This is a genomic window from Synechococcus sp. HIMB2401 (assembly GCF_042883245.1).
GTDB lineage: Bacteria > Cyanobacteriota > Cyanobacteriia > PCC-6307 > Cyanobiaceae > Parasynechococcus.
Genome location: NZ_JBDJKK010000001.1, coordinates 440,202 through 467,153 on the forward strand (window position 1 = coordinate 440,202; position 26,952 = coordinate 467,153).

The window sequence follows — 26,952 nt, forward strand, 5'->3', positions numbered from 1 at the left end:
TGAGGGCTCGGTGTCCGTTCTGATCGTTGGCGCGGGACCGTCCGGTGCCCGTCTGGCGATTCAACTGGCGCGGGCGGGTGCTGAGGTGACCCTGGTGGATCGCCTGGCTGATCCCCATCGCCATGCCTATTCCAGTGGCGCCCTGCCTCTGGAGGCTGTTCGTCGCTTGGGTCTTCCGGATGACGCCATTGCCGCCACCTGGCAGGGCTGGCAGCTGCACGATCCCTCGGGTCTGGTTCATCAGTGGTGGTCGTCAGGCGATCTGGGGGTGGTGCTCGACTTCGGCCGGCTTCGGTCCTTGCTCTGGGAGGAAGCGCGCCGCCATGGGGTCGAGTTGATCCAGGGCTGCCGGGCCACGCTGAGCACGCTCACGGCCGATCAAGCCAGCGTGCGGTTGCAAACACGTGATGGGCGTTCGTCATTGCGCTCAGCGCGCTGGCTGATTGATGCCACCGGTGCACGCCGAGATCTGCTGCAGCAGGCCGGCCTCAGTGCCAATCCCGAGGATCCTCTGCTGCAGGGCATCGGCGTTGAGTGGTTGCTGCAGGCCGATGACCGTCAGGCGGCTGCCTGGCGGGATCGGATCAGTTTCTTTCTGGGCACCGCCTGGATCCCCCATGGATACTGCTGGATCTTTCCCATGCAGGGGCAACGGCTGAAGGTGGGGGTCTGTCACCTCCCACCGGCGGATCGTCCGAGTCCCGGCAGCCTGGCTGGACCCCTTCAGCGCTTGATTCAACGCTGCGGCTTGAGCGCCTGCCCGGTGCTGGATCGCCATGGCGGGCCGGTGTCCAGCAGCATCGCCCGCTCCGAACCTTTGGTGGCTGGTGCCCTGCTGGCGGTGGGGGATGCGGCCAGTTCCGCCAATCTGCTTGGGGGAGAAGGGATCCGCCATGCGATGGACAGCGCGGATCAACTGGCCGAACTGCTGATCGCTGAAGGGATGTCTGGGGACTCCACGGCCATGGCCCTTCGCTACCAAGAGCAACTCAAGGCCCAACGGAGTTGGCGTTGGTTGGTGTCGGGCCGGCTGGCGCGGCGCACTTGGTGGGGCCTCGACAATCCAAGGGCGGACCGACGTCTGGAACGTTTGATCCATGGCCTGTCTGCGACCGCAGAAGCCCCCGCTCTTTCAGAGCTGTTGTTCAACTACAACTTCGAGGGTTACGGCCTGCGTCTGCTGCCGTATCTGCTCTGAGCCAAGGGTTGTTTCAGGGAGGAGACTGGCTCCTCCCTCAAGGGATGTGCTTCAGAGCACGCCGCGGGCGGCCAGACCCTGGATGGCGCCGATGCCGATGATGTGGCCGAGGCTAGTGGTGCCGAGCAGGGCTGCGTGACCCATGCCGCCGAAGAAGGAAGCGTTGGGGAGTGCGGCGCCAACGTTGGGGTGCTTGATCGTGGCCTTGCCGACCATGATGGCAACCACATTGCAGAGGATCATCACCAGGGCGACCTTGGGAGACCAGGACACGGAGGCGGGAGCGATCGCGAAAAGGTGGGTCAGCATTCGAGCCAATGAGCGACACCTCATCTTCCGGCGCTAGCGACGCCTTGCCTGCCTCTCTTAAGAGTTGTTCACCCTTTTTTGGGGGTTGGGTACAACAAACCGATCACCAAAACCGTGTTGCTGAGGGTGAGAAAGGCTTCTGCCCCACCGTGCAACCAGTCAATCTCCACCAATTCCGCTGAGCAGCAGCGCAGGGCGGCAATGGCAGCACCAATCGTGACGGCCACAAACAGCAGGGTGAGCTGAAAGCCCCGCTCCGCCATCAACGGAAGCGCCTCACTTTTCCGCAGCCAGTGCAGAAACAGGAGATAGGGGATCAGCGAGGCGGCGAACAGCGGTGCGGGATCGAAGTTCATGGAGCACTGGCTCCGTCCACCTGCCGGCGACGTTGGAGCTGCCAGGCCGCCATGGCAAGGGTGCAGTTGCCGATCACGGTGAACAGGGCCTGAAGGGTGACAAGACCTCTCAGCGCTTCGCTGTTGTCATACAGATGCCAGGTGCAGGCAGCCATGGCACTGACGAGGGCCGGAAGCATGGCCCAGGCCAGGCCCTGCAGCCCACGCCGATGCATCAACACGATCGCCACGCACCACTCCACCACGGAGGCGACATGGATCCACCAGGTTCCGAGCGACAACGCGTGCATGCTCTGAATCCTAGGAATCGGTTGATAATGCCTGGAGTGAACAGGCTGCTGCCCGTGGTCCGCCCCACTGCGCCTGTATTGCTGCTTTGCGGCTACTACGGAGAGCACAACCTCGGTGACGATGCCCTGCTGCAGGTGCTGGTGTCGTCTCTTCCCGAGCCGCAGCAGCTGTTGATCACAGCCCGCGATCCAGCCCCCGTTCTGGCCTTGGCTCCGTCGGCGCAGACGGTGAACCGCCGTTCCCTGCGGCGCTGTCTTCGTGCGGCCCTGAGAGCTGATGTTCTGGTGCTTGGTGGCGGGAGCCTGCTGCAGGACAGCACCAGCTTCAGCAGCCTCGTTTACTACCTGCTGCTGATGACGGTTGCCCGCCTCGGTGGCGCCGAGGTGGTTCTCTGGGGGCAGGGCCTTGGACCCTTGCGGCGTCGGACCAGTCGCCTGTTGGTTCGCACGGTGTTGCCCCTCTGCAAGGCAGCGAGTTGGAGGGATCAGATCTCCTTTGATTGGGCCCAGCGTTGGGCCCCCAAGCTGCCGATGGTGCTGGCCGCCGATCCGGTCTGGCAGATGCCAGCGCGCCCTTGGCTTGGTGGCGACGCCATCGTGCTCAGTTGGCGTCCGACACCTTTGTTGGATTCCGCGGGCTGGCGTTGCTTAACCGAAGCCCTTGATCGGCTCAGTGCCGATTTGGATGCGCCGGTGATCTGGCTGGCCTTCCATCACCATCAAGACGCACCCCTGTTGCAGCACCTGAGTGATCAAGGTCTGCTGCCGGCGCGATTGAAAGCGCGCAGCTCAACCCTGGTGCCCCAGTCCCTGGAGGCTGTGTCCGATCTGGTGCAGCGGGCGCGCCTGGTGCTGCCGATGCGGTTGCATGCCCTGATCCTGGCTCGACTGGCCAACAGCCCCATGGCTGCCCTCAGCTACGACCCGAAGGTGGAGGCTGCAGCGGCCATGGCCACGGTGCCCTGCATCCCCTTGCGCTTGCTTCCCTCTGTGGATGATCTGCTGACGCTTTGGCGGGCCGAAGTGGACCGTCCAGCCGATCCTGATCAGACCGAAGCCCTACGCCGCCAGGCGTCAGCGCACAGCGAGCTTCTCAATCAGATGGCAGCCGATCTGACGGCAGACGACGGCCGCTGACGGCATCGAAGCGATGCTCACAAGTGCTGGGCCAACTGATGCGTGGCTCAGCCCCGATCGCTGTCTCTCCGGGGCAGACCAGCCGCAGGTCGCCGCGATCGCAGCGCACCAGCAGCATCTGGTTGGCTCCGAACCATTCACGGCTGAGGATCGTGCAGGGTGAGCCTGCGGGATCGAGCCTTAGATCGTCCGGTCGGATGCCGGTGATCACTCCATCGCTGGCTGGCAGCAGATTCATCTGCGGGCGGCCGATGAACTGAGCGACGTAGGTGCTGGCCGGTTGCAGGTACAGCTCGCGGGGTGTTCCGATCTGTTCAATCCTTCCCTCGCGCATCACAGCGATGCGATCCGCCAGCGCCATCGCCTCCTGCTGGTCATGGGTGACGTAAACCACAGGCTGCTCACCGCCGATCATCAGGCGGCGTAATTGAGGCCGCAGGTCCTCACGCAACTGGGCATCCAGATTGCTCATCGGCTCATCGAGCAGATAAACGAGGGGGTCCCGCAACAGCGCTCGGGCCAGGGCGACGCGCTGGCGCTGGCCGCCGGACAGTTGTGACGGCCGTTGCCGGGCTTGCCCGCTGAGCTGCAACACCTCCAGCACGCCGCGGATCCGTTCATCGCGGGTGGCGGCGCTACCGCCCCGCATGCGCAGCCCCAGTTCGAGGTTGTCCCACACATTCAGATGCGGGAACAGGGCATAGCTTTGAAACACCATCCCCACCCGGCGACGCTCAGCGGACACGTTGACTATCTCCGCACCATTGATGCGAATCGACCCTTGATCGGGGTGATCGAGCCCGGCGATCAGACGCAGGGCCGTGCTTTTCCCACAGCCGCTGGCCCCAAGCAGAGCGACGCATTCGCCGTTGGCCACATCGAGGTCGAGCTGGTGGAGAACCTGTCGCTCGCCGAAGCGCTTGTTGATGGCCCGAAGTTGCAGTGTCATCCCTTGATGGCTCCGTTGGTGAGTCCACTGACGATCTGGCGCTGAAACACCAGCACCAGCACCAGAAGAGGAATGGCACCGAGCACGGTGGCTGCCGCGTAGGTGCCGTAGGGGACGGAATAGGTGGATGATCCCGCAATTCGGGCCATCGCCACCGGCAATGTGAGCAGATCGCTGCGGCTCAGCCAGGTGAGCGCCACGGGATATTCGTTCCAGGCGAACAGGAACACCAGGATTGCCGTGCTGGCGGAGGCCGGTGCAATCAAGGGGAGCAGCACCCAGCGCAGCCGCTGCCACAAGGACAGTCCCTCAAGCTTTGCTGCGTCTTCGAGGTCGTTGGGCAGGGCTTCGAAGGCCGCGGTGAGCAGCAGCAGGGCCAGAGGCATCGACAAAGCGCTGTAGGGAATGGCGATGGCGATCAGGTTGTTGCCGAGGGAAAAGGTGCGGGCCAGTTCGAGCAGTGCCAGAAACAGCAGGACATAAGGGAAAAGAGCGGCGCCCACCACGGCAGTGCGGAGGATTCCTTTCAACCCCTGAGGCAGCTTTGCCAGTCCGTAGGCGGCGGGGATGGCCAGTATCAAGGTGAGCAGTGTGGTGAGGGAAGCCACCAAGCTGCTGTTGAGCAGGTAACGCCAGAAGGGTGGATCGGTGCTGAGCAGATCGCGGTAGTTGTTGAGCGTCCAACGGCTCCAGAAGCTCAGTTGGTCATTGACCAGAGCATCTGCGGTGGTGAAGGAACTCAGCAGCTGCCACAGCATCGGAGCGAGGGACCAGACCAGCAGCAGCGCAATCCAGAGGGAACGTCGTGTCATCAGTCCACTTGTCCTCAATCCATGGGTCATCGGTCGAGGGACCTCAACAGACCGAAGCTCCTCAGCAGCAACGTGCCCGCAAGAATCAGCGCGGTGAGCAGCAGGAATCCCGCGAGCATCACCGTGGCGCTGTAGCCGAAATCGAGGAAACGCATGCCGTTGAGGTAGGCATAGAGGGCGATGCTTTCGGTGCTGCCGGCGGGACCACCACCGGTAAGCACCTGCACCAGATCAAACACCCCGAAGGCCTGGGCCAGGCGGAACAGAAGGCTCAGCAGGATGTAGGGGAGCAGCAGCGGCAGGGTGACCCTGCGAAGCGCCTGAAGGGGCGTTCCCCCTTCCAGGCGAAAGGCGCTGTAGAGGTCGTCGGGAATGCTCTGGAGTCCCGCCAGAAGAATCAGCGTGATGAAGGGCGTTGTTTTCCAGACATCCGCAAACACGGTCACCAGCCAGGTGATCGATGGGGTGGAGAGAAGATCCAGGGAGTTGAGGCCAAGGCTTCGTGCCAGCACCTCGATCGGGCCGTAGGGGGTGTTGAAGATCCAGCGCCAGCCCAGGGCCATCATCGTTGTGGGCAGGGCCCAGGGCAGCAGAGTCAGGGCGCGAACAGCTCCCCTGCCGCGCCAGCGTTGATGCAGCAGCAGTGCAATGGCCAGGGCCAACAGCAACTCCAAACCCACCGAGATCAGGGCGAATCGCGCGGTTTGTCCGGCATCCAGCCAGAAGCGCTGATCAGCCGCGAGTCGCCACCAGTTGGCACCGCCGTTGGCCACCGGTTCGAGGCCGGTGAGAACGGAATCAGCGTGGAAGCTCAGCCAGGTGTAGCGAAGCATCGGCCAGCCGAACACCACCGCGATCAACAGCAGCGCAGGTGCAGCCAGGAGCATCGTCATGGCGTAGCTCCCGCAGCGCGCAGCAGAGTCTGGCTCCGCTGCTGACTGGTGGCCATGGCCTCATCGGCGGACCCGGCAGCGGTGAACAAGCCGTTGAGTTCCCGCTGCACCACATCGCTCAGCTGGGCATACAGCGGGGTTGGCGGACGAACAACCGCATGGTTTAAGGCCACCAGCAGATCCGGCAGCACGGGGGAGGCCTTCAGCATCTCCGGGTCGTTGAACAGATCCGCTTGGATGGGGGTGTAGCCGTTGTTGAGAAAGCGCTGCCGCTGGGCGTCTTCGCTGGTGAGGTAGCGAATCGCTTCTACCGCTGCTTCCTTGTGCTGCGATTGGCGCATCAGGCTCAGCCCCCAGCTGCCGAGGGTGGCTCCGGGACGCTCACCCGGTTGCGCCACCATCAGGCTGATGCCGACGTTGCCCTTCACAGCGCTGTCGTCCTTCTGCAGTTCAGCCCAGGCGTAGGGCCAATTGCGCATCAGTGCGGCATCCCCGGCCTTGAAGGCCTGAAGCGACTCCGCCTCGGCGTAATTGGTCACGGCGTAAGGGCTGACGCCTTTACTGATCAGATCGTTCAACCAGGCTGCTGCCGCCGTTGCCTCAGGCGAATCGAGCTCCATGGCATTGGTGGTGGTGTCCATCCAGTCACCGCCGAAGCCCTGCAGCACTTCAAGGAAGTCGCAACTCAATCCTTCGTACTGACGCCCCTGCCAGACAAAACCGTTGGCAACGGTCTGGCTTTCAACCAGGCGCCCGGCAACCTCCACTAGCGCGTCGGGCGTTGCTGGTGGCTGATCCATCAGATCCGTGCGCCAGTAGAGCAGTCCCACATCGGCCACCAGCGGCCAGCGGTAGAGATGGCCGTCGTAGTCATTGCCCAGCCGTGCACCTTGCACCAGCTGCTCCTGGTCGTTCTGATCAAACCAGGGCTCCAGGGCTTCCAGCCAGCCGGCGGCGGCATATTTCGGCAGCCAGGTGACATCCATCAACAGCGCGTCGAACGGTGCATCACCGAGCAGAAGACTGCTGATCGCCAGGTCTGAAATCGATTCCGTGTTCAACGGACCGCGAATCAAGCTGAGATGAATCCGGCCGCGATGCTCGCGGTTGAAGGCTTTCACCAGATCGGCACTGGCATCGGTGAAGGAGGAGGGCATGAGGATGCTCACCTCCTCCGCACGCGTGGAGGCTGATCCCACCAGAACACCCAGGGCCATCACCACCGACAAGGCACCGACCACGAGCCAGTGGCGCAGTTTCATTGCGGGGTGGAGGGCGACAGGCCAGACATCTGCTCCTCGGCCCAGTCACTCACCGTGTAGCTCTCCACGGCATCGGTCATGCGGCTCATGCGGTCGCGCTGCTCGTCTTCATCCATTTCGAGCGCCGATTCGATGGCCTCATCCATGCGGCGGTTGGAATAGGGATTGGTGAGCACGGCACCATCCAGCACAACCGAGGCTCCGGTGAATTCCGAGAGCACAAGAACGCCGCCACGGTTGCGTCGAGCAGCGGCGTACTCCTTGGCCACCAGATTCAGGCCGTCCCGCAGCGGAGTGATCCAGCAGACATCGGCATGGCAGAACCAGGCGATCATTTCGTCATAGGGGATCCGGCGGGTGGAAAAGCGGATGGGCACCCAATCGATCTGGCTGAAGCGGCCGTTGATGCGTCCGGCCATCTCCTCGATTGAGCGTTGGGTGTCTTCGTAGATCTTCATTCCACTGGCAGCGGCCACACAGGCAAGCATCAGCACCACCTGGCCGTGCAGATCCTTGCGTCGCTCCAACAGCCGTTCAAAAGCCAGCAGCAACTCTTCGTTGCCCTTGGTGTAATCCACCCGACTGGCAGAGAGGATCAGTTTTCGGCCTTTTTTGGTGTCTTGAACGATCAATTCGCCATGGCTTTCAACCGACGGGCTCCAGCACAATTCCTGAATCAGATCCGGTGAGGTGCCCACCGGAGAGCTGAGCAGCTGAATGGTGCGACCGTTGTGCTCGAGGTGACTGGTGACCGTGCCTTCCGAAAGGGCGGTTCCGACCTCAATGAATTTCTTGTCCACCGGGACTTTGGGCCCACGTTTGGCGCCCACCAGGGTTGTGGCGGCACGGGCAAAGTTTTCGGTGTATCGGGGAATGTGGAAGCCAACGACATCACAACAGAGCAAACTTTCCAGGATCTGCTCACGCCAGGGAAGGATGGCGAAAACATCATTCCCCGGGAAAGGAGTGTGATGGAAAAAGGCAATCTTCAGGTCTGGACGTTCGGCTCGGATGTATCCGGGAGCCAGCCAAAGGTTGTAGTCATGCACCCACACCGTTGCACCCTCGGCGGCTTCAGCGCATGCCGCCCTGGCGAAACGTTTGTTGACCTCTTCAAAGATCTTCCAATTCGCGTTGTTGACATTGAAATAGGTTGGAAATGTATGAAGTATTGGCCAGAAGCATTCTTTGGATGTGATGTGATAAAAACTGGAGATCTGTTCATCTTCCAGGGGGATTCGGCACAGAGTAAACGGCGAAGGATTATCCATCTCAAACCGTTCTGTGCCTTCATTCGACTGATCGTCGACCCGTCTCCAGGCAATCCAAGTGCCTTTTTCGCAGTTACGGAAGAGGTTGCGAAGGGTTGGAATAATTCCGTTAGGGCTTTTCTGATCGACCCATATTCTTTTCCCGTTCTTGTCTTTTGATTCGTCGAACGGCGTGCGGTGATAGAGGATTACAAATGAACTCTGACCCGCACCCATTTATTCGAACAACGCTTCGTTGGCTCCACCTTTCAGCAAAAGCCCTCTTTTGTCAAACGGTGGCTTTGGTCTGAAAAGACACCAACGAATCCAGCACCTCGCGGGCGTGACCGTTGGGTCGAACCGCCACCCAGCGTTCACGCAAGACTCCGTCCGGATCGATCAGAAAGGTGTGGCGCAGCGAGTACGGCGCCATCCACGACCCGTAGGCCTTGCTCACGGTCCCGTCGGGATCAGACAAAAGGGGGAAGCTCAATCCTTCGCTCTCACAGAAGGATTCATGGTCGTCAACGCTGTCGGCGCTGATGCCGATCACTTCCGCACCTGCCTGAAGGAAGTCGTTGTGAAGGCTTTCGAAGCCCCGGGCTTCGATCGTGCATCCGCCGGTGAAATCCCTTGGATAGAAGTAAACCGCGAGCCAGCGGCCGCGCAGATCACTGCTGCTCCATTGCTTCCGATCGGGTTCGGACTGACTGGATCCGGGCAGATCGAAATCAGGCACGGTTGTACCCGTTTCCAAAACAACACCCCCGAGGGCCGAAGCCCGCGAGGGTGTGAGCGTCAGAGCTGCAAGGAAAAGGCCGGACTTGACTAGTAATTCCCGCCGATTCACCCGTTCAAGATCTCAGATCTTGGCCAGGTTAATGCCCAGAGACTTGGCGTAGGCGCCTAGGCCTTTCTTCTGGATGGTTTTGAGGGCGCGGGTGGTGACACGCAGCTTCACCCAGCGGTTGCCTTCCGCCCACCAGAGGCGACGCTGCTGCAGGTTGGCCTGCTGCAGCTTCTTGGTGCGGATGTGGGAATGGCTCACGGCCATGCCGTTGTTGGCGCGAGTACCGGTGAGCTGACACACCCGTGACATGACGATGTCCTTCTACTGAGAGGTTGTTTGGAGCTGAAAAGCCAGTTCCAAACAACCAATTTAGCAAAAGGTCTTCAGGTCAAAGTCCTCTCTGCATCAAGGCACCCATCAATTCAGCGCTGCGGGTCTGGAAACCGGCCAGCTCATTGGGCTCCAGGCCCCCGACGCCGAGGCGCGCCATGTCATACAGATGGCGGGCCACATCCTCGGCCAGGCTTGCGGTCGGCGATGTTTCCGCCGCTCCCACCAGCACGCCACCGGCACGCAACTTCAGCATCCCCTCCACAAGGGGGTGGCGCCGGTTCACCAGCAGCACGTGATGCTCGGGAAGGCCCGGCAGGCGTTGTTCCATCAAGGCGCCCATGTCGTTCAGCCGGCGCATCTGTTCCGGCAGAAGAATCATGGCCGGCGGTGCCCCCTCGGCTTTCAGGGCCTGCACCTGAACGGTCACTTTGTCGTTGGCCAGGGCCGCTTTGATCAGATCACGCAGTCGGTCTGACTCCGTGGTGCCGTCCTGATCGGTGAGTTCGGCATCGTTGTCCTTCAGGCTTTCGTCCAGTTCCGAGTCGACGCGCTGGAAGGTGAGTTCCTCATGGCGATGTTCCAGCCAGGGGATGAACTGGGTGTCGATCACCGTCTCCAGCTTCAGCACTTCCGCGCCCTGGGACGTCCAGAGGTTGAGCGCACCGGCCTGGGCAACGTCATCGGTGCTGTAGAGCACACGCTTGTTCTGATCCGCGTCCAGTCGGCTGCGGTACCCTTCAAGGGTGGTGAAGGCACGGCCATCGCAGGCGATCGGGTCGGCGTCGTCCCCTTCCCCTGCTGCAGCGGTGGTGGCGAACAGGATCAGTTCAGACACCTGTTCGGCGAACTTCTCGTCCTCCATGGCGCCGATCTTCACGAAGGGTGCCAGGGCATCCCAGGCTTCGGCATAAGCCTTGGGATCCTCCTTTTTCAGGTTCCGCAGCCGGTCGGAAACTTTCTTGGCGACGAAGTTGCCGATGGAGCGAACGCGTCGGTCGGTTTGCAGAGCACTGCGGCTCACGTTCAGGGGGATATCGGGTGAATCGATCACTCCCCGCAGGGGCAACAGGTAGCGCGGAACGACCTCCTTGATCGAATCGCTGACGAACACCTGGTTGCAGTACAGCTTGATTTCCCCCTTCTCCCAGTCGGCACGTCCGGTCTGCTTGGGGAAGAAAAGAATGCCCTGGAGGTTGTAGGGATAGTCAGTGTTGAGGTGAACCCAGAGCAGGGGATCGCCCTGGAACGGATAGAGGTAGTGGTACAGGTCGATGTAGTCCTGATCACTCAGGTCTCTGGCGCTTTTGCGCCAGGGGGCATCCATCTTGTTGATGGTTTCCCCTTCCAGCTGCACCGGTACTGCCATGAAGTCGCAGTAGGTGTTGATCAGGGTGCGGATCCGAGCCGGTTCGAGATATTCGAGCTCGTCCTCCATCAGATGAAGGATCACGTCCGTGCCGGGCTGGTCTTTCTCGGCGGCAGTGAGGCTGAAGTTCGGGGAGCCATCACAGCTCCAGCGCACGGTCTCAGCCTCGGGCCGGGCTGAACGGGTCAGCAGCTCAACCCGCTCGGCCACCATGAAGCTGGAATAGAAGCCCAGGCCGAAGTGGCCAATGATGGCGTCGTTTTCCTGCTTGTACTTCTCCAGGAAATCCTCGGCGCTGGAGAAGGCCACCTGGTTGATGTAGCGCTTCACCTCATCGGCGGTCATGCCGATGCCGTTGTCGCTGATGGTGAGCGTTTTGGCTTCGCGATCCACACTGATCCGGATGGCCCCGTCATCCCCTTCACTGCAGTCGCCGGCCATCGCCGCCATGCGGCGCTTGCTGATGGCGTCGACGCCATTGCTCACTAGCTCCCGCAGAAACACCTCATGGCCGGAATAAACGGCCTTCTTGATGATCGGGAAAATGTTTTCGGTGTGGATCTGAATCTGACCCTGTTCCTCCAGCACCGCCATTCCTTTGCTGTGAAAAACCAGACACTAGAGACAGGTTTTACCCGGGCTCAACGGCTGTTTCAGGGGGTTCCCCGTACCTTCGTGCCTACGTCCCTTGGCCCAGATCAGGGCGTCTTCTGCAGGTCGGGGCGCTCTTCAGCAACGATGGCCCCCTCGACGGGACACACCTGCAGGCAGATGCCGCAATCGATGCAGGTGTCGAAATTGATCCAATAGAAGTCAGTGCCCTTCTTGTTTTTTCCTTTGCCTTGGTCGATACAGGCCACAGGGCAGGCATCAACACAATCAGCGATCCCCTCGCAAACGTCAGTGACGATGGAATGAGCCATGGAGGTCCTGCTGCACAGCGGGATCCTAAGGATCGACCCAATCCAGCTGCAGACCACCCTGGGCCTTCGCCTGCTGCTCAGCCTCCTGCTTGGACGCCAGGGGTTCCAGGGCCATCACAGCAGTGCGTCCCTGCTCGTGCCAGCCGCGCTGACGCTCCATGGCGGATTCCAGATTCGAGGCCGTTGAAAAAGCAACGAGAACATCGGACTGCTCCTGCTCGGCAGCATCCAGGTCTGAAATCAGTTCGCGGATCGGATCGATCGCGAGGCTGAACCCTGCGCCAAAAGCCCGGTCATGCGTTGCGCCGCAACGGCGCACCAGATCGTCGTAGCGGCCGCCGCGGGCAATCACCACCGGTGAACTTCGGCCATCACAGATCAGCTGGAACACCAGGCCGGTGTAGAGCTCGAAATGAGGTTGAAAGGTTGGATCCAGCTGGATCGTCACCGCCTGAGCTTGAGCTGCCGAGGCGAGATGGGCACAGAGGCGCCGCAGCTCATCGAAGACCGGCTGTTCCCCGCAGAGACTGCCGAGCTGCGTCAGCACCTGGTCGGGGGTGCCACGGCAGTCCAGCAAGGAGAGCAGCCTGGTCTTCTCAGCGTCGGCCAGATCGAGGCCCTCGATGGCCAACCGGTCGAAATCGATCAATGCCGTGCGGATCTGATCACGCAACGCACCGCTGAACGGACGGAGCACCAGATCCATCAGAGCGGTGTGACCCAGCAACAGCCTTGGTTTCTGGCTGGCCTGCAGCCCCAGGGTCTGAACGGAGGCCATCAGCAGGCTGAGCAGCTCCATCTCCGCTTCGCTGCCACTGACGCCGAACAGTTCAACGCCGCTCTGAAGGTTTTCCTCAATGCACTGACCACCCTCATCGGCGGAACGGGTGCGGAACACCGTGCCAGAGGCCCAGAGCCGCAGCGGTCGCTGGCGATCTGCAAATCGGGTGCAGGCGGCTCTGGCGATGGATGCCGTCATCTCCGGGCGTAGCCCGAGGGGGTCATCAGCGACCAGACGAACAATGTCTGAGCTGTCGATGGCACCGCCGGCCATCAGGGTGGCTAGGCGTTCCACCCGGGGTGGCGAGACCTCGTCGTAGCCCCAGAGGCGGTAGACCGACGCCAGACGTTCCGTCAGCTGTCGGTTGGTCTCCACCTGACGTGGATTCAGATCCTTTGCGCCAGCTGCAGGTTGCAGCGCCATCTCACGTCCTCTCGGCCACGCCTCAGGATCCCATGGCCGTGACCTCGGGCGCTCCGAAGGCGGCTCCAGGCAGTGGTTGCACCTGAGACAGCCCCTCGGTGATCGCCGCATGCAGGCTGGCGCCAGCGGCAACGACCCGGCCACTGGAGAGGTCGAAGGGTCGATTGCCATAGCCGGTGACGGTGCCACCGGCCAGATTCACCAACGCCACGCCAGCGGCCAGATCCCAGGGAGACAGGCCCCGTTCCCAATAGCCGTCCTGGCGGCCAGCGGCCACAAAGGCCAGGTCCACCGCTGCAGCACCGCCCCGGCGCACGCCGTGGGTGCGATGGGTGAACCAGCAGAACTCGGCGTAGTTGTTGTCGAGTCGGGTGTGCCGGTCGTAGGCGAACCCGGTGACCAGCAGGGAGTCTTCGAGCCGATCGCAACTGCTCACCTGCAGTGGTGTGTCGTTGCAGAACGCTCCGACCCCCGGTGCCCCCCAGTACATCTCCTGGAGAAAGGGCACAGCGATGGCCCCGAGGATGGGCTGCTGGCCCAGGGTGAGTCCGATCGAGGTGGCAAAAAAGGGGTAGCCGTGGGCGAAGTTTGTGGTCCCATCGAGGGGGTCAACACACCACCTCAGGCCGTCCTGCTGACCGGCTGCCCCGCTTTCCTCCGCCAGCAGAGCAATCTCAGGGGTTTGCTCCGCCAGCAGCTCCAAGACGATGCGTTCGGCAGCAAGGTCGGCATTGGTGACCAGGTCGCCGATGCGGCCTTTGCTTTCGATGGACGACAGGCGCCCGTAGTGGCGCATCAGTTCCTGGCCACCGGCATCGGCCGCTGAGCGGGCCACGCTGACAAGACGCTCCAGATCGCTTGGGGTGAGCCCGGCTTCGTGGGCGGCACGGGTGCAGATCGATTCCGGCATGTTCACTCCTCCTCGAGGGGAATGCGAGCAGTGACGCGCCCTTTGCCGAAGTGGCGACCGAACTGGAGCTCGTACACCTCATCCTCATCCTGGGTTTCAGCCTCCAGGGGCCCGATAGCGCGTGCCACGCAGAGCAGGCCGTAGCCCTTGTCCCTCAGCTCCCGCGACAGACCCATGGCTTCGCGCTGGTCAAGGCTGCCGCTCTGCACGCGAACGGCGCACTCCGTGCAGCATCCGTTTCTGCAGGAGAAAGGAAGTGGGTCACCCTGCTCTTCGAAGCTGTGAAGGATGTAGTCCCCCTCAGGCACGTCGTGGGTGATGGTGCGACCCTCCTGGCGCCAGTGAATCGTGATCCTGTGGCTGGGACGCATGAAGGTCTGCTGGCAGTGCCCTGCTACATTCTCACCTGCCCCATTTAGCCGGTGGAGAGCTGGCCGAGTGGTCGAAGGCGCAGCACTGGAAATGCTGTATAGGGGCAACTCTATCGAGGGTTCGAATCCCTCGCTCTCCGCTTCTCCGGTCCTTCAGGACCGGATTTTTTTTGCCCTTTTCTAGGCCTGAAGGCCCAATCACGGCCTTGCCTGGGGCCGGCTCGGCGATCAGCCGAAACGACCGGAGACGTAGTCCTGGGTGGCCTGCTGTTGGGGGGCGTTGAAGATCTTGTCGGTCTCGTTGAATTCCACGAGGTAACCCACCTTTCCGGTTCCGCCTTCAACGGCCTCTGCGTTGTAGAAGGCGGTCATGTCGCTGACGCGAACGGCCTGCTGCATGTTGTGGGTGACGATCACGATGGTGAAGCTCTTCTTGAGCTCATGCATCGTCTCCTCGATCTTCAACGTTGAGATGGGATCAAGGGCTGAGCAGGGCTCATCCATGAGAATGACCTCTGGCTGAATCGCGATCGTGCGCGCGATGCAGAGGCGCTGCTGCTGTCCGCCGGAGAGCGAATACCCGCTTTCATTCAGCTTGTCTTTGCACTCATCCCAAACCGCCGCCTGGCGGAGGGAACGCTCAACAAGCTCATCCATGTCTCCGGTGTAGCCATTGATGCGAGCGCCGAAGGCGATGTTTTCGTAGATGCTTTTCGGGAATGGGTTGGGTTGTTGGAACACCATTCCGATCCGGCGGCGCACCTCCACGGGATCAATCCTGGGCCCGTATAGGTCTACACCTCCAAACAGGATGCTTCCCTTCAGTGAGCAGCCTTCGATGAGATCGTTCATCCGATTCAATGAACGAAGCACCGTTGACTTTCCACAGCCGGATGGGCCAATGAAGGCTGTCACCTTGCCGCGGGGAATTTCGCAGTAGACGTTTTTGATGGCTTCGAAATTGCCGTAGCTGATCGTGACGTTCTGCAGGGAAAGGGCGACGTCTGCGTTGTGGGACTCGGTGGCTTGGGGCTGTTGAAGAGTCGTCATTGTTTTATGCAGAAAAAGGTTTATTTGGCAGCAAATCGCGCCAGCCAGCGAGAGAACAGGTTCAGGGCCAGGATCATCACCACGAGCACAAACGATGCGGCCCACGCCAGCTCGTTGTGAAATTCGTAGGGCATGATCGCGAAGTTGTAGATCATCACCGAGAGGGTCGCGATTGGAGCGAAGATCCCTTCGGGCGTAAGCAGATCCGACCAGAACGGTGAGAACAGAGCGGTGAAGATCAAGGGAGCTGTTTCCCCTGCTGCTCGGGCGATGCCCAGCACAACCCCTGTGGCTATCGGGGTTAATGCGGCAGGCAGGGTGATGCGAACAACGGTGACAAACCGGGATGCCCCCACGCCGAGGGCGCCACGCCGGAGATCGTCGGGCACCAGCTTCAGACCTTCATCGGTGGTTTTGATCACTGTGGGAAGCATCAGCACCGCCAGTGCCATGCCGCCGGCCACGGCGCTGTAGGCGTTTCCGAACAGGATTCGACTGGTGACGATCGTGCCGTAAATGAAAACGCCGGCAATGATCGATGGCACCCCGGCCAGCACATTGGTGCCGAAGCGAATGAACTGAGCGAACCATCCCGAACGGGAGTATTCAGCCAGATAAATGCCGCCGCCGACGCCCACCGGAACGGCGATCAGTGCAGCGATGGCCGTCACCACCAGCGTTCCAACGATCGCATTGGCGATTCCGCCGTCTTCGAGGCCTGGCGGTGGTGGAAGTTGCGTCAGCAGGGCCAGGCTGATCTTGCTGCCCCCCTGCACGAGCACGTAGCCCAGCACAAGGATCAGGGGCAGAACAGCAATCGCGGCAAACAGGGCTGCCAGAAACGAGAGCGCCCTGCTGCTGATGTTTCTGCGTTGAAAGGGCTTGTAGCTGAGGTCAGATGCTGACTCGGCTTTGTTATGGGTGAGCGTCTGTGTCATATCAGTACTTCAGGCTCAAACGCTTCACGATCCACTGGGCAAAAATATTCACGCACAGGGTGAGAACAATCAGCACGAACGCTGCGTACATCAGTGATGACACCTGGGAGCCATCCGCCTCACCAAATTGATTGGCCAGCATCGCTGCGATGGTGTTGCCAGGGGCCAGCAGCGAAACGCTGAAGTTGTTGGAATTTCCGATGATCATGGTCACGGCCATGGTTTCGCCCATGGCCCGGCCCAAGGCCAGCATCACACCACCAATGATTCCGGAAATCGCTGCCGGGAGAATCACATTGATGATGGCTCCCCAGCGGGTTGTGCCCACCCCATAGGCCGCCTGGCGCAGTTGCGGCGGAACCTGATTCAGGCAATCACGGGAGATCGCCGTGATGATCGGCAGGATCATCACTACCAGGATCAACACTGCCGGAATGGTGCCAGGACCCATCGGTGGGGTGCTGAACAGGGGGAACCAATTGAACAGCTGATAAAGAAGTTCCAGCCCAGGCCTGATGAACGGTTCCATCACAAAAATGGCCCAGAGGCCAAGCACCACCGATGGAATCGCCGCGAGCAGTTCCACCATCAGGCCGATCACGTCCCTGATCCGCTTGGGAATGATGTTTTCGGTGATGAAAATGGCTGTGCCAACACCGAGGGGCACCGCGATCATCAACGCGAGCAGTGATGTGATCAAGGTGCCGTAGATCGCGGCTCCGGCCCCGTACTGATCGTCCACGGGATTCCAGTCTGAGGTGACCAGAAATTGCCATCCGTAGCGGGCCATGGAATCCAGGCTCCCCTGGAAAACCACCACAAGGATTGAGAACAGAACGATCGCCACAACGGAGGCCATGGCGATGGCGAGATTTTTGAAACTGATGTCCACCAGCTTTTCCGCTGGTGGACGGCTTCGGAGCAAGTAACGACTGTCCGGGTCGGACATGCATCCAATGGCGCGCCCTTACAACGTATGACCCGAACCGTTTTGGGGCATTAACAACCGCTTAAGGGAGGGACTGGAGCCGGTTTGAACCTGCCGTTAGCGTGGGGATCAAGTTTTCAGGGATATGGGGCGGATCGTCGGAATCGATCTGGGGACCACCAATTCGGTTGTCGCTGTGCTGGAGGCAGGTCGTCCCCACGTGATCGCCAATGCCGAGGGCGGCCGAACCACCCCATCCGTTGTCGGATACACCAAGGATCAGGAACTGTTGGTGGGTCAGCTGGCCCGGCGCCAGCTGGTGCTCAGCCCCCGCAACACCTTCTCCAACCTGAAGCGGTTCGTCGGCCGGGACTGGGACGAACTGGAGGACAGCAGCCTGTCGGTTCCCTACACGGTGCGTGCCAACGACCAGGGGCAGGTTCGGGTGCCCTGTCCGGTGACCGAGCGGGAATACGCGCCCGAAGAACTGGTGGCCAGCATCATTCGCAAGCTTGTCGATGACGCATCCACTTATCTGGGTGAACCGGTGGAAGCGGCGGTGGTGACCGTGCCCGCTTACTTCAACGACGCACAGCGCCAGGCCACCCGTGACGCCGGACGGCTGGCGGGCATCTCGGTGGAGCGCATCCTCAATGAGCCCACTGCAGCTGCTCTGGCCTATGGCTTTGACCGCAGCGCCGTCAAACGGGTCCTGGTCTTCGACCTTGGTGGCGGCACCTTTGACGTGTCGCTGCTGCGCATCGCCAACGGCGTTTTTGACGTCAAGGCGACGAACGGTGACACGCAACTCGGCGGCAACGATTTCGATCAACGCATCGTCAACTGGCTTGCCGATGCCTTTGAAGAGGAGCACAAGGTTGATCTGCGCCGCGATCGCCAGGCCCTGCAGCGGTTGACGGAAGCGGCTGAGAAGGCGAAGCAGGAACTCTCTGGCGTGCTGAGCACCCCGATTTCGCTTCCCTTCATTGCCACCGGCAGCGATGGTCCGCTGCACATCGAAACTCGCCTGGACCGGGCCACCTTCGAAGGGCTCTGCCCCGATCTGCTGGATCGTCTGCTGAGTCCTGTCCAGGCAGCGCTGCGTGACTCAGGCTGGTCGGCTGACGATATCGATGACGTCGTTCTGGTGGGTGGTGCCACGCGGATGCCGATGGTTCAGCAATTGGTGCGCACCCTCGTGCCGATCGATCCCTGCCAATCGGTGAATCCCGATGAGGTGGTGTCCATCGGTGCTGCTGTACAGGCCGGAATCCTCACCGGTGAACTCAGGGATCTGCTGCTCAACGACGTCACCCCCCTGTCGTTGGGACTGGAGACGATCGGCGGATTGATGAAGGTGCTGATTCCCCGCAACACACCGATCCCCGTGCGTCAGTCCGATGTGTTCAGCACCTCGGAAGCCAATCAGTCGTCCGTTGAAATCCATGTCTGGCAAGGGGAGCGCCAGATGGCGACGGATAACAAATCCCTCGGACGTTTCCGGCTCTCCGGGATTCCACCGGCTCCGCGGGGGGTGCCGCAGGTGCAGGTGGCCTTCGACATCGATGCCAATGGCCTGCTGCAGGTCAGTGCCACCGATCGCACCACCGGCCGCAAGCAGTCGGTGTCGATTCAGGGCGGCTCGAACCTAAATGAGGAGGATGTGACCGCTCTGCTGGCGGAAGCGGAGGCGAGGGCTGATGAGGACAGGCGCAAACGCAACCAAATCGAGCGCCGCAACCGGGCTCAGACCTTGCTTGCCCAGGCGGAACGGCGGCTGCGGGATGCCTCACTTGAGCTGGGGCCTTATGGCGCTGAACGGCAGCAACGCGCCGTTGAAATGGCCATGCGTGACGTGCAGGACTGCCTCGCCAATGACGACCTCCAGGAGCTTGATCTCTGCGTGAGTGGTCTCGAGGAGGCGTTGTTCGGGCTGAACCGCCGGCTGTCGGCGGAACGTCAGGCCGATGGCAGCCCGCTTCAGGGAATCCGCAACACCCTGGGCTCCCTCAAGGATGAGCTGTTTGCCGATGACTGGGACGACGACCCCTGGGGTCCCCCCAGCCGTCCGGGTGACCGTGGCCGTGGTTTAAGCCGGCGTGACCCTGCACCTTGGGACGATGACATCTACCGCTGAGCCTGATTACTGGTCTCTGCTGGGGGTTGATTCCGACTGCACCGATCAGCAACTGAAACGGGCCTTTCGCCGGGAGGCGCGCCGCTGGCACCCCGATCTCAACAGCAACGATCCCGTTGCTGAAGAGCGCTTCAAGCTGGTGAATGAGGCCTATGCGGTGCTCAGCGATCCACGCCGGCGTGAGGCCTGGCAGCGGGGTGGTGGCTCCCGTGCGGATGTTGCCGATCCCTTTGCCCAGGGCTTCCCTGATTTTGAGGATTACCTCGATGTGATCTTCGGCGGTGGAACAGGACGTTCCTCCGTTGAGGTTGAGGACGAGCCTGAATCCCCCTTCCGCGGTGATGACGCCAGTGGTGATGACGCCAGCCGTGGTGACACCAGAGGCCATCAACCTCCGGTGTCGGCACCGCCGCCGCCGCCGCCGGTGCGTGCCGTGGAAGATCTCGAGTCGGTGGTTCATCTCACCCCGGATCAGGCTCTCCAGGGAACCGTTGTGGAACTGACGCTCGATGACGGCACCGTGATCGAGCTGAACACGCCCCCCTTTGCTGGGGATGGCTGGCGTCTGCGGCTTGAGGGCGTTGCCCCCGGCGGCCGCGATCATTTCCTGCAGCTCCGGGTCGTGACCGATGACGGCTTGCGGATTGATGGTCTGCGGGTGCTCTACAAGCTGATGCTGTTTCCACCGGATGCAGCCCTCGGTTGCGCTGTGGATGTGCCGACCCTGGATGGCCCTGTGACGCTGCAGGTTCCTCCAGGCTCATCCAGTGGACGTTTGCTGCGGCTGCGGGGGCGCGGGCTGCAGCTGGATGACGAGCGGGGTGATCAGTTGGTGGAGATCGTTGTGGTGATTCCGTCCGATCTGGGTGATGCGGAACGGGCCCTCTACCGACGTCTTCAGGAACTGGCGAGCGAATCCGAGCAGGGTGGTTGACGATGGGTGAGACTCCGGACCGGTTGATCTGACGGTTTTCCCGATGCGCGTCCACGTCCTGCTCTTTGATGCCGGTACGGATAGCGAAGGCATCCACTCGCTTGAAATCGCCGGACGAACCGTGGTTCTGCTGTTTGAGAACCCCGACGATGCTGAGCGTTATGCCGGTCTTCTGGAGGCCCAGGACTTTCCGGTTCCGACGGTGGAGGCCCTCGATCGGGAAGATGTTGATCTGTTCTGCCGTGAGGCCGGCTACGAGGCCCGGCTGATCGAGTCGGGCTTTGTGCCCAGCAATGACGAGGAGCGTCTGTTCATGGCGCCGCCCCAGAGCAACCGCGATGTGAGCAACTGGAAGGACGACGCGGTTTCGAATGAGGCTGTTTCTGACGGCGGTGTGGCAGAGCAGCAGGGCGTGGAGCCCGCGCGCCAGGGACTGGAGACCGAACCGGAATCGAATCCTGAACTGGATGAGCTGCGTCGGCGCCTGGAGGGTCTGCTCTGAGCCATGGCCGTGTTCGACCCCGATCTGCAGCCCTCCAGCGACCGCGGCCACCTGCTCACCGAGCAGAGCAACCGGCGCAGTTCACGCCTGGATCAGCTCGACACCCTGGCGCTGGTGGAGTTGTTTGCAGACGAGGATCGTCGCCCCCAGGAAGCTGTCGCCGCGGTGGCCCCGGCGCTAGCCCAGGCGGTTGATGCCGTTGCCGAGCGCCTCCGTGCCGGAGGCCGGCTCTTCTATCTGGGTGCTGGCACCTCCGGACGGCTGGGGGTGTTGGATGCCGCGGAATGTCCGCCCACCTTCTGCAGTGATCCCCAACAGGTTCAGGGGGTTCTCGCCGGTGGCTCCGCCGCGTTGCTGCGCAGCTCGGAAGGGCTTGAGGACATTGAGGCCGCCGGAAGTGCCGATCTCGAGGAGAGGGGCTTCTGCGCCAAGGATTGCCTGGTGGGCATCGCCGCAGGCGGAACCACCCCCTACGTGCGCGGTGGGCTGGCGTTCGCCAAAAGCATCGGAGCCCTCGCCATCGCCATGGCCTGTGTTCCTACGGAGCAGGCGCCCCTGCCCTGCGACATCGACATCCGCCTGCTCACGGGCCCTGAGCTGCTGACGGGATCCACCCGGATGAAGGCTGGAACCGCCACAAAACTGGCCTTGAACACCCTCTCCACAGCCGTGATGGTGAAGCTGGGCAAGGTCTACGGCAACCGCATGGTGGATGTGGCCGCCAGCAACAGCAAGCTGGTGGACCGGTCCTTGCGGATCCTGCGGGATCTTGCCGGTGTGGAGCGGGAGCGGGGGCTGACGCTGCTGGAGGAGGCCGGCGGATCGGTGAAACTCGCCCTGTTGATGGCCGCTGCAGCCTTGTCGGTGGACCAGGCCAAATCTCTTCTGCAGCAGCACAACCAACAGCTGCGGCCTGCCTTGGCCGCCTGCGGCGCTCAGCTGGCGGAAGCCTGATCGAACGGTCCCCAGTAGGGGGTGGTGAACAGATCAAGGTTGGACCGGGTCTGTTCCGTGACTTGATCTTTTGGGGTGATCAGGGCGTTGGCGAGGGCTGTGTGGGCCGGCGAGGCGGGAGGGTCCTGTTTGAGCCGCTGCATCAATCCACTCAGGATCGGTTCGGTAGCTGAGGCATTGGCCTGAAGGTTGCCGATCACCATCTCCACCGAGACGGCGTCGTGATCCTCATGCCAGCAGTCGAAGTCGGTGACCATGCTCAGGGAGGCATAGGCCACTTCGGCTTCCCGGGCCAGACGGGCTTCGGTGTGATTGGTCATCCCGATCACCGAACAATCCCAGGAGCGGTAGAGCTTGCTTTCGGCCCGGGTGGAGAAGGCGGGGCCCTCCATGCAGAGATAGGTGCCACCCCGGTGCAGCCGTCGACCCTCCGGCAAACCCTGTTCGGCGGCATCGGCCAACAGGGCACTCAAATTGGGGCAGAAGGGGTCCGCAAGGCTCACGTGGGCCACGCAGCCGTCGCCGAAGAAACTGGCGGGCCGGTCACGGGTGCGGTCGATGAATTGATCGGGCACGACCATGTCGCGCGGCTGCAGATGCTCCTGCAGCGACCCCACCGCCGAGAGCGAGATCAGCCAGCGCACCCCCAGTGAACGCATCGCCCAGATGTTGGCCCGGTAGGGCACTTCACTGGGAAGCAGATGGTGATGGCGGCCGTGGCGGGCCAGGAAGACGGTTTCGACGCCCTCGAGCTCTCCCAGGCGCAGTTGATCGGATGGTGCCCCGAAGGGTGTGTCGACCGTGCGTTCCTCCACCTGGCGCAAGCCGGGGATCGAATAGAGGCCGCTGCCGCCAATCACACCGACGCGGGCTTGGGAGAGGTCGGGCATGGTCGGCGTCTCTTTACACTCCAATTTTGCTCGCGCCACCATGACCAAGGCCTTGATGGACACTGAAGCAGGCCTGATCGAGCTCGAGCTGTTCGAAGCCGATGCCCCGAACACCGTCGCCAACTTCGTGAAGCTGGCCAAGGATGGCTTTTACGACGGTCTGGCTTTTCACCGCGTCATCCCCGGCTTCATGGCCCAGGGGGGATGCCCCAACAGCCGTGAAGGCGCCCGCGGTATGGCCGGTACCGGCGGCCCCGGCTACCAGATCGATTGCGAGATCAACCAGCAGAAGCACCAGGCCGGCACCCTGGCCATGGCCCATGCCGGTCGCAACACCGGTGGCTCACAGTTCTACATCTGCCATGAGGCCCAGCCTCACCTCGATGGCGTGCACACCGTGTTCGGCCACACCGGCAACATGGATGTGGTGCTGAAGCTGGCCAACGGCTCCAAGATCAACAAAGTGACGATCCAGGAAGGCTGATCAGCTCCGGGTCCAATGCAGCAGTGACGGGCCGTTTTCGAGCAGTCCGTCACTGCTCAAGTTGATCAACTCATTGAGTTGATGCTCCACCCGTTCAAGGGTCTGGGGCGGGTGCAATGCCATCCGCTCCGTGGGAACGCGCATCAGACCCAGCCGCTCGGTCGCCGCTAGGGCCGCCAGGCTCTTGAGCAGGGGGGTTGCATCGGCGCCGTCGGGAATCAGTTTCCAGACGAATTGCGGTCGATCCCACAGCGCTAACAAGCGGGGTTCATGCAGGGCCTCAAGGCTGAAGCCATGGCGCTGGGCGATGGCCTCCACTTCCTGGCGAATTGTGGGCCAGCTTTCGGGGCCCACGTTCACCGCCAGGGCCAGCACCACACAGGGACTCTCGGATTCGAACAGATGCCCGAGCTTCTCCCGCTTGGCTGCCAGGTAGTCGGCGTTGTGGGCACCGGGGTCCATCACAAGCGGCACCCGCTCCTCCACCTGCAGGCCATAGCCGCCGAGGCCGGCGATCTTGCGGGGGTTGTTGGTGAGCAACCGCAGCCGGTGGATGCCGAGGTCGGAGAGGATCTGTGCGCCGACGCCGTAGTTGCGCAGATCCGCCGGGAAGCCAAGCCGCTCGTTGGCTTCAACGGTGTCGAGCCCGGCTTCCTGGAGGCTGTAGGCCTTCAACTTGTTGATCAGGCCGATGCCCCGCCCTTCCTGGCGCAGATAAACAACCACTCCCTCGCCTTCCGCTTCGATATGGCGCAGGGCCGCCTCCAGCTGGGGACGGCAGTCGCAGCGCAGTGAGCCGAAGGCATCGCCGGTGAGGCATTCTGAATGCATGCGCACCAGCACGGGTTCGCTCAGGGCATTTGGATCACCCTTGATCAGGGCAACGTGTTCGGAGCCATCCAGTTCGTTGCGGTAGCCCACCGCCTGAAAGCTGCCGAAGCGGCTGGGCATCTGGGCCTGGGCCATGCGGCGAACGAAGCGCTCGTTCTCCAGCCGGTAGCGGATCAGGTCAGCAATGCTGATCAGCTTCAGCCCCCAGCAATCGGCGTAACTGCGCAGCTCCGGCAAGCGGGCCATGGAGCCATCGCTGTTCTGGATTTCACAGATCACTCCGGAGGGGCTGAGGCCCGCCAGCTGAGCCAGATCCACGGCGGCTTCGGTGTGACCGGCCCGTTTGAGCACGCCGCCGGGGCGGGCGCGCAGGGGAAAGATGTGCCCAGGGCGACGCAGTTCGGCTGGCCGTGTGGCTGGGTTGAGGGCGACCTGAATCGTGGCGGCGCGGTCTTCGGCGGAGATGCCGGTGGTCACCCCATGCTCGATGCCGGCATCGATGCTCACGGTGAAGGCCGTTTCGTTGGCATCGGTGTTGCGGTCCACCATCAGCGGCAGATCCAGTTCGTCCAGCCGCTCCCCCTCCATGGCCAGACAGATCAGGCCCCGTGCCTCGGTGGCCATGAAGTTGATCGCTTCCGGGGTGGCGAACTGGGCCGCGCAGATCAGATCGCCTTCGTTCTCCCGTTGTTCGTCGTCCACCACGACAACGCATTCCCCATTGCGGATCGCCGCCAGGGCGTCGCTGATGGCATCAAACGCGATCGGTTCGTTCGCGGGGTCAAGGGAACTGGGGTTCAGGAGCCTGGTCGCCGGGAGATGACTTCATTATTGATCTCTGTACGATCGACCGTTGGCTGGTTGGTTCAATGGCAGGCAGGACAACGTCGGCGGTTGAAGCGATGGCAACGGTGAAGGGCGGACGGGTTGCTGTGATCGGCGCCTCCGGCTACGGCGGCCTGCAGACCATCCGTCTGCTCCAGGGCCACCCCTGCCTGTCTGTGAGTTTTCTTGGCGGTGAACGCAGTGCTGGCCAACGCTGGAGCTCCGTCTGCTCCTTCCTGCCCCTGCCGGATGACCCAACGGTGGAATCAGCGGATCCGGATCGGATTGCTGCCTGTTCCGATTTTGCTGTTCTGAGCCTCCCCAACGGCCTGGCCTGTCAGTTGGCACCGCAACTGCTGGAGCGGGGTGTGCGAGTGGTGGACCTCTCCGCCGACTTCCGCTACCGCTCCCTAGAGCAGTGGCTGCAGGTGTACGCCAAGGAGGCCGGCTCCCTCAACCGTCAGGACGCTGAGCTCTGCAGCAGTGCCGTCTACGGCCTGCCGGAATGGAACGGCCCTGCCATCGCTGACGCGAAGCTTGTTGCCGCTCCGGGTTGCTTCCCCACCGCCAGCCTGCTGCCCCTGCTGCCGTTCCTCAAGCAGGGCCTGATCGAGACCAGCGGCATCATCATTGATGCCAAGACGGGCACCTCCGGCGGAGGGCGCGTGCCGAAGGAGGCGATGCTGCTGGCGGAGGCCTCGGAATCCATCGCGCCCTATGGCGTGATCGGCCATCGCCACACGTCTGAGATCGAGCAGATGGCGATGGAGGTGGCTGGCCAGGAGGTGCGGCTTCAGTTCACGCCGCATCTGGTTCCGATGGTGCGCGGTCTTCTGTCAACGGTGTATGCCCGCCTGCGCGACCCCGGTCTCACCGCCGAGGATTGCACCACGGTTCTGGAGGCGATCTACCGCCACCACCCCTGTGTTCAGGTTCTGCCGGTGGGCACCTATCCCGCCACCAAGTGGGTGCGCCACACCAACCGTGCCCTGCTGTCGGTTCAGGTGGACACCCGCACCGGCCAGCTGGTGCTGATGAGTGCCATCGACAACCTGATCAAGGGTCAGGCCGGGCAGGGCGTGCAGTGCCTCAATCTGATGGCGGGCCTCGCTCCGGAGACGGGGCTGCCCTTGCAGTCCTTCTATCCCTGACGCCAGGTGGGCTTCAGCTCAGCCAGTGCCCTGGGCAGGAGCAGGTGTTCCTGCTGCTGAATTCGTTGGGCGAGCCTGGCGTGGTCATCCCCATCGAGAACAGGAACAGCCGCCTGGGCCAGGATCGGACCGGCATCCAGTTCCTCGGTGACGATGTGCACCGTGCAGCCGGTGACCTTCACCCCGGCCTCTAGGGCCTGCCCGATTGCATCCAGGCCACGGAAGCTGGGCAGCAGTGAGGGGTGGATGTTGATCAGGCGATTGGAATAGCCGCTGATCAGCACTTCGGTGACGATCCGCATCCACCCCGCCATCACCACCAGTTCCACCTGGTCGGCGCGAAACAGGCGCACCAGTTCGCCGTCCAGCTCGCGCCGGTCCTTGATCAGGCGATGGTCGAGCACCGACACCGGGATGCCGAGACGCTCCGCCCGCTGCTGGGCACCACAGCCCGGATTGTTCACCACCAGCCGCTGGATCCGCGCGTTGAGAGTCCCCGTCTGAATGGCCTGGGCCAGGGCCTCGAAGTTGCTGCCGCTTCCGGATGCCATCACCCCCAGCTGCAGCGGGGCCTGGTCAGCTCGATTGTTGTGGCTAGGGTCAGTCAAAGCGGGGTTCGGTCCATGTCCCATCTCTCCATCCTGCCGACTGTCTTCACCGACCTCGAGCGTCTGGCTCAGGCCCTTTGTGATGAGGGCTTCACGGTGGAGCGATCGACAAAATTGCAGGGATTCGCGGACGACTCCCATGCCGTGGATGTGCTCGGGTTTCAGGGCTCAGCCATGACCCTGGGCTGGACCCAGCGGGAGGACGGATTAATCGTGATGCATGGCGACATTCAACGGATCAGCCGACAGCCCGGTCTTGAACAGCGCTTGCAACGGGTGACGCGCCGCTATGCCCTGCTCCACGCCATGGACGAGGTGCGCCTTGGTGGCATGGGTTCCGCTGAGCTGATCCTGCAGACCCACTGAC

At 62.2% G+C, this 26,952-nt stretch carries 30 protein-coding genes and 1 tRNA gene; 10 read left to right on the forward strand and 21 right to left on the reverse strand.

What is annotated here, in order from left to right:
* Positions 1-10 precede the first annotated feature (10 nt).
* Positions 11-1,198, forward strand: a complete 1,188-nt coding sequence (locus AAXE93_RS02850; RefSeq protein WP_390127932.1) for an NAD(P)/FAD-dependent oxidoreductase — start codon at positions 11-13, stop codon at positions 1,196-1,198.
* A gap of 51 nt (positions 1,199-1,249) precedes the next feature.
* Here AAXE93_RS02850 and psaK read toward each other — a convergent pair whose 3' ends face one another.
* The 3 genes from psaK to AAXE93_RS02865 all read right to left on the reverse strand — a co-directional run bounded on the left by psaK (position 1,250) and on the right by AAXE93_RS02865 (position 2,153).
* Positions 1,250-1,507 carry a photosystem I reaction center subunit PsaK gene (gene psaK, locus AAXE93_RS02855; RefSeq protein WP_041434789.1) on the reverse strand — a complete coding sequence of 86 codons (258 nt, stop codon included), beginning with the start codon at positions 1,505-1,507 and terminating at the stop codon, positions 1,250-1,252.
* A gap of 68 nt (positions 1,508-1,575) precedes the next feature.
* Positions 1,576-1,863, reverse strand: coding sequence for a DUF3593 domain-containing protein (locus AAXE93_RS02860; protein WP_115082329.1), 288 nt, complete (start codon positions 1,861-1,863; stop codon positions 1,576-1,578).
* The gene (locus AAXE93_RS02865) at positions 1,860-2,153 is read right to left on the reverse strand and encodes a DUF2499 domain-containing protein (protein ID WP_390127935.1); all 294 of its coding nucleotides are present in this window, start codon (positions 2,151-2,153) and stop codon (positions 1,860-1,862) included. Before AAXE93_RS02865 ends, AAXE93_RS02860 begins: the two co-directional genes overlap by 4 nt.
* 27 nt (positions 2,154-2,180) lie before the next feature.
* On the opposite strand from AAXE93_RS02865, the gene csaB reads away from it, so the two are divergent.
* Positions 2,181-3,290 carry a polysaccharide pyruvyl transferase CsaB gene (gene csaB, locus AAXE93_RS02870; RefSeq protein ID WP_390127937.1) on the forward strand — a complete coding sequence of 370 codons (1,110 nt, stop codon included), beginning with the start codon at positions 2,181-2,183 and terminating at the stop codon, positions 3,288-3,290.
* Here csaB and AAXE93_RS02875 read toward each other — a convergent pair.
* The 12 genes from AAXE93_RS02875 to AAXE93_RS02930 form a co-directional block, all read right to left on the reverse strand.
* Positions 3,247-4,239, reverse strand: a complete 993-nt coding sequence (locus AAXE93_RS02875) for an ABC transporter ATP-binding protein (protein WP_390127940.1) — start codon at positions 4,237-4,239, stop codon at positions 3,247-3,249. The genes csaB and AAXE93_RS02875 overlap by 44 nt on opposite strands.
* Positions 4,236-5,051 carry a carbohydrate ABC transporter permease gene (locus tag AAXE93_RS02880; protein ID WP_390127943.1) on the reverse strand — a complete coding sequence of 272 codons (816 nt, stop codon included), beginning with the start codon at positions 5,049-5,051 and terminating at the stop codon, positions 4,236-4,238. The genes AAXE93_RS02875 and AAXE93_RS02880 overlap by 4 nt, the downstream gene beginning before the upstream one ends.
* Positions 5,052-5,077: 26 nt before the next feature.
* Entirely contained in the window at positions 5,078-5,944 is an 867-nt protein-coding gene (locus AAXE93_RS02885; RefSeq protein ID WP_390127945.1) for a carbohydrate ABC transporter permease, read from the reverse strand.
* On the reverse strand, positions 5,941-7,206 hold the full coding sequence (locus AAXE93_RS02890) for an ABC transporter substrate-binding protein (RefSeq protein WP_390127947.1): 1,266 nt from the start codon (positions 7,204-7,206) through the stop codon (positions 5,941-5,943). Before AAXE93_RS02890 ends, AAXE93_RS02885 begins: the two co-directional genes overlap by 4 nt.
* On the reverse strand, positions 7,203-8,693 hold the full coding sequence (gene ggpS / locus AAXE93_RS02895; RefSeq protein WP_390127949.1) for a glucosylglycerol-phosphate synthase: 1,491 nt from the start codon (positions 8,691-8,693) through the stop codon (positions 7,203-7,205). The genes AAXE93_RS02890 and ggpS overlap by 4 nt, the downstream gene beginning before the upstream one ends.
* A 52-nt stretch (positions 8,694-8,745) precedes the next feature.
* Positions 8,746-9,306: a peroxiredoxin gene (locus tag AAXE93_RS02900; protein ID WP_390127952.1), complete on the reverse strand. Its 561-nt coding sequence runs from the start codon at positions 9,304-9,306 to the stop codon at positions 8,746-8,748.
* Positions 9,307-9,318: 12 nt separating this feature from the next.
* Positions 9,319-9,555 (reverse strand): 50S ribosomal protein L28, encoded by a 237-nt coding sequence (gene rpmB, locus AAXE93_RS02905; protein WP_006850205.1) that lies wholly within the window; start codon positions 9,553-9,555, stop codon positions 9,319-9,321.
* Between the two features lie 79 nt (positions 9,556-9,634).
* Complete coding sequence (gene htpG / locus AAXE93_RS02910) at positions 9,635-11,539, reverse strand: molecular chaperone HtpG (RefSeq protein ID WP_390127955.1); 1,905 nt, start codon at positions 11,537-11,539, stop codon at positions 9,635-9,637.
* Positions 11,540-11,643: 104 nt separating this feature from the next.
* A complete protein-coding gene (locus tag AAXE93_RS02915) occupies positions 11,644-11,868 on the reverse strand; it encodes a ferredoxin family protein (protein WP_006851587.1) in 225 nt (74 codons plus the stop codon).
* Between the two features lie 25 nt (positions 11,869-11,893).
* Positions 11,894-13,072: an ATP phosphoribosyltransferase regulatory subunit gene (locus tag AAXE93_RS02920; protein WP_390127958.1), complete on the reverse strand. Its 1,179-nt coding sequence runs from the start codon at positions 13,070-13,072 to the stop codon at positions 11,894-11,896.
* A gap of 22 nt (positions 13,073-13,094) precedes the next feature.
* A complete protein-coding gene (locus AAXE93_RS02925; protein WP_390127960.1) occupies positions 13,095-13,982 on the reverse strand; it encodes an inositol monophosphatase family protein in 888 nt (295 codons plus the stop codon).
* Positions 13,983-13,984: 2 nt separating this feature from the next.
* Positions 13,985-14,353 (reverse strand): 2Fe-2S iron-sulfur cluster-binding protein, encoded by a 369-nt coding sequence (locus AAXE93_RS02930; protein WP_115132669.1) that lies wholly within the window; start codon positions 14,351-14,353, stop codon positions 13,985-13,987.
* A gap of 53 nt (positions 14,354-14,406) precedes the next feature.
* Here AAXE93_RS02930 and AAXE93_RS02935 point away from each other — a divergent pair.
* A tRNA-Ser gene (locus tag AAXE93_RS02935) sits at positions 14,407-14,493 on the forward strand.
* Positions 14,494-14,581: 88 nt separating this feature from the next.
* Here the strand turns inward: AAXE93_RS02935 and pstB are convergent.
* The 3 genes from pstB to pstC are packed head-to-tail and all read right to left on the reverse strand — an operon-like array spanning position 14,582 to position 17,290.
* Positions 14,582-15,403 (reverse strand): phosphate ABC transporter ATP-binding protein PstB, encoded by an 822-nt coding sequence (gene pstB, locus AAXE93_RS02940; protein ID WP_390127962.1) that lies wholly within the window; start codon positions 15,401-15,403, stop codon positions 14,582-14,584.
* 20 nt (positions 15,404-15,423) lie between these two features.
* Positions 15,424-16,341, reverse strand: coding sequence for a phosphate ABC transporter permease PstA (gene pstA, locus AAXE93_RS02945; protein WP_390127964.1), 918 nt, complete (start codon positions 16,339-16,341; stop codon positions 15,424-15,426).
* A gap of 1 nt (position 16,342) precedes the next feature.
* On the reverse strand, positions 16,343-17,290 hold the full coding sequence (gene pstC, locus AAXE93_RS02950) for a phosphate ABC transporter permease subunit PstC (protein WP_390127966.1): 948 nt from the start codon (positions 17,288-17,290) through the stop codon (positions 16,343-16,345).
* A 124-nt stretch (positions 17,291-17,414) separates the two neighbouring features.
* Between pstC and dnaK the strand changes: the two genes are divergently transcribed.
* From dnaK to murQ, 4 genes are read left to right on the forward strand one after another with little or no spacing between them, the layout of a single operon-like run.
* Positions 17,415-19,406 carry a molecular chaperone DnaK gene (gene dnaK, locus AAXE93_RS02955; RefSeq protein WP_390127968.1) on the forward strand — a complete coding sequence of 664 codons (1,992 nt, stop codon included), beginning with the start codon at positions 17,415-17,417 and terminating at the stop codon, positions 19,404-19,406.
* Positions 19,390-20,340, forward strand: coding sequence for a DnaJ domain-containing protein (locus AAXE93_RS02960; protein ID WP_390127970.1), 951 nt, complete (start codon positions 19,390-19,392; stop codon positions 20,338-20,340). Before dnaK ends, AAXE93_RS02960 begins: the two co-directional genes overlap by 17 nt.
* 43 nt (positions 20,341-20,383) lie before the next feature.
* The gene (locus AAXE93_RS02965; protein ID WP_390127973.1) at positions 20,384-20,842 is read left to right on the forward strand and encodes a DUF3110 domain-containing protein; all 459 of its coding nucleotides are present in this window, start codon (positions 20,384-20,386) and stop codon (positions 20,840-20,842) included.
* A gap of 3 nt (positions 20,843-20,845) precedes the next feature.
* Entirely contained in the window at positions 20,846-21,796 is a 951-nt protein-coding gene (gene murQ / locus AAXE93_RS02970; protein ID WP_390127975.1) for an N-acetylmuramic acid 6-phosphate etherase, read from the forward strand.
* On the opposite strand, the gene mtnP is transcribed toward murQ, so the two are convergent.
* A complete protein-coding gene (gene mtnP, locus AAXE93_RS02975; RefSeq protein ID WP_390127977.1) occupies positions 21,778-22,728 on the reverse strand; it encodes an S-methyl-5'-thioadenosine phosphorylase in 951 nt (316 codons plus the stop codon). The genes murQ and mtnP overlap by 19 nt on opposite strands.
* On the opposite strand from mtnP, the gene AAXE93_RS02980 reads away from it, so the two are divergent.
* A complete protein-coding gene (locus AAXE93_RS02980) occupies positions 22,727-23,170 on the forward strand; it encodes a peptidylprolyl isomerase (protein ID WP_114989232.1) in 444 nt (147 codons plus the stop codon). The genes mtnP and AAXE93_RS02980 overlap by 2 nt on opposite strands.
* Here the strand turns inward: AAXE93_RS02980 and ribBA are convergent, their stop codons facing one another.
* Positions 23,171-24,766 (reverse strand): bifunctional 3,4-dihydroxy-2-butanone-4-phosphate synthase/GTP cyclohydrolase II, encoded by a 1,596-nt coding sequence (ribBA, locus tag AAXE93_RS02985; RefSeq protein ID WP_390128666.1) that lies wholly within the window; start codon positions 24,764-24,766, stop codon positions 23,171-23,173.
* Between the two features lie 137 nt (positions 24,767-24,903).
* Between ribBA and argC the strand changes: the two genes are divergently transcribed.
* Positions 24,904-25,977 (forward strand): N-acetyl-gamma-glutamyl-phosphate reductase, encoded by a 1,074-nt coding sequence (gene argC / locus AAXE93_RS02990; protein ID WP_390128668.1) that lies wholly within the window; start codon positions 24,904-24,906, stop codon positions 25,975-25,977.
* Here argC and purN read toward each other — a convergent pair.
* Positions 25,968-26,528, reverse strand: coding sequence for a phosphoribosylglycinamide formyltransferase (gene purN, locus AAXE93_RS02995; protein WP_390127981.1), 561 nt, complete (start codon positions 26,526-26,528; stop codon positions 25,968-25,970). The genes argC and purN overlap by 10 nt on opposite strands.
* A gap of 72 nt (positions 26,529-26,600) precedes the next feature.
* Here purN and AAXE93_RS03000 point away from each other — a divergent pair, with 72 nt between their 5' ends.
* Positions 26,601-26,951, forward strand: coding sequence for a DUF1257 domain-containing protein (locus AAXE93_RS03000; protein ID WP_390127983.1), 351 nt, complete (start codon positions 26,601-26,603; stop codon positions 26,949-26,951).
* The last annotated feature ends 1 nt before the right edge of the window (position 26,952 follow it).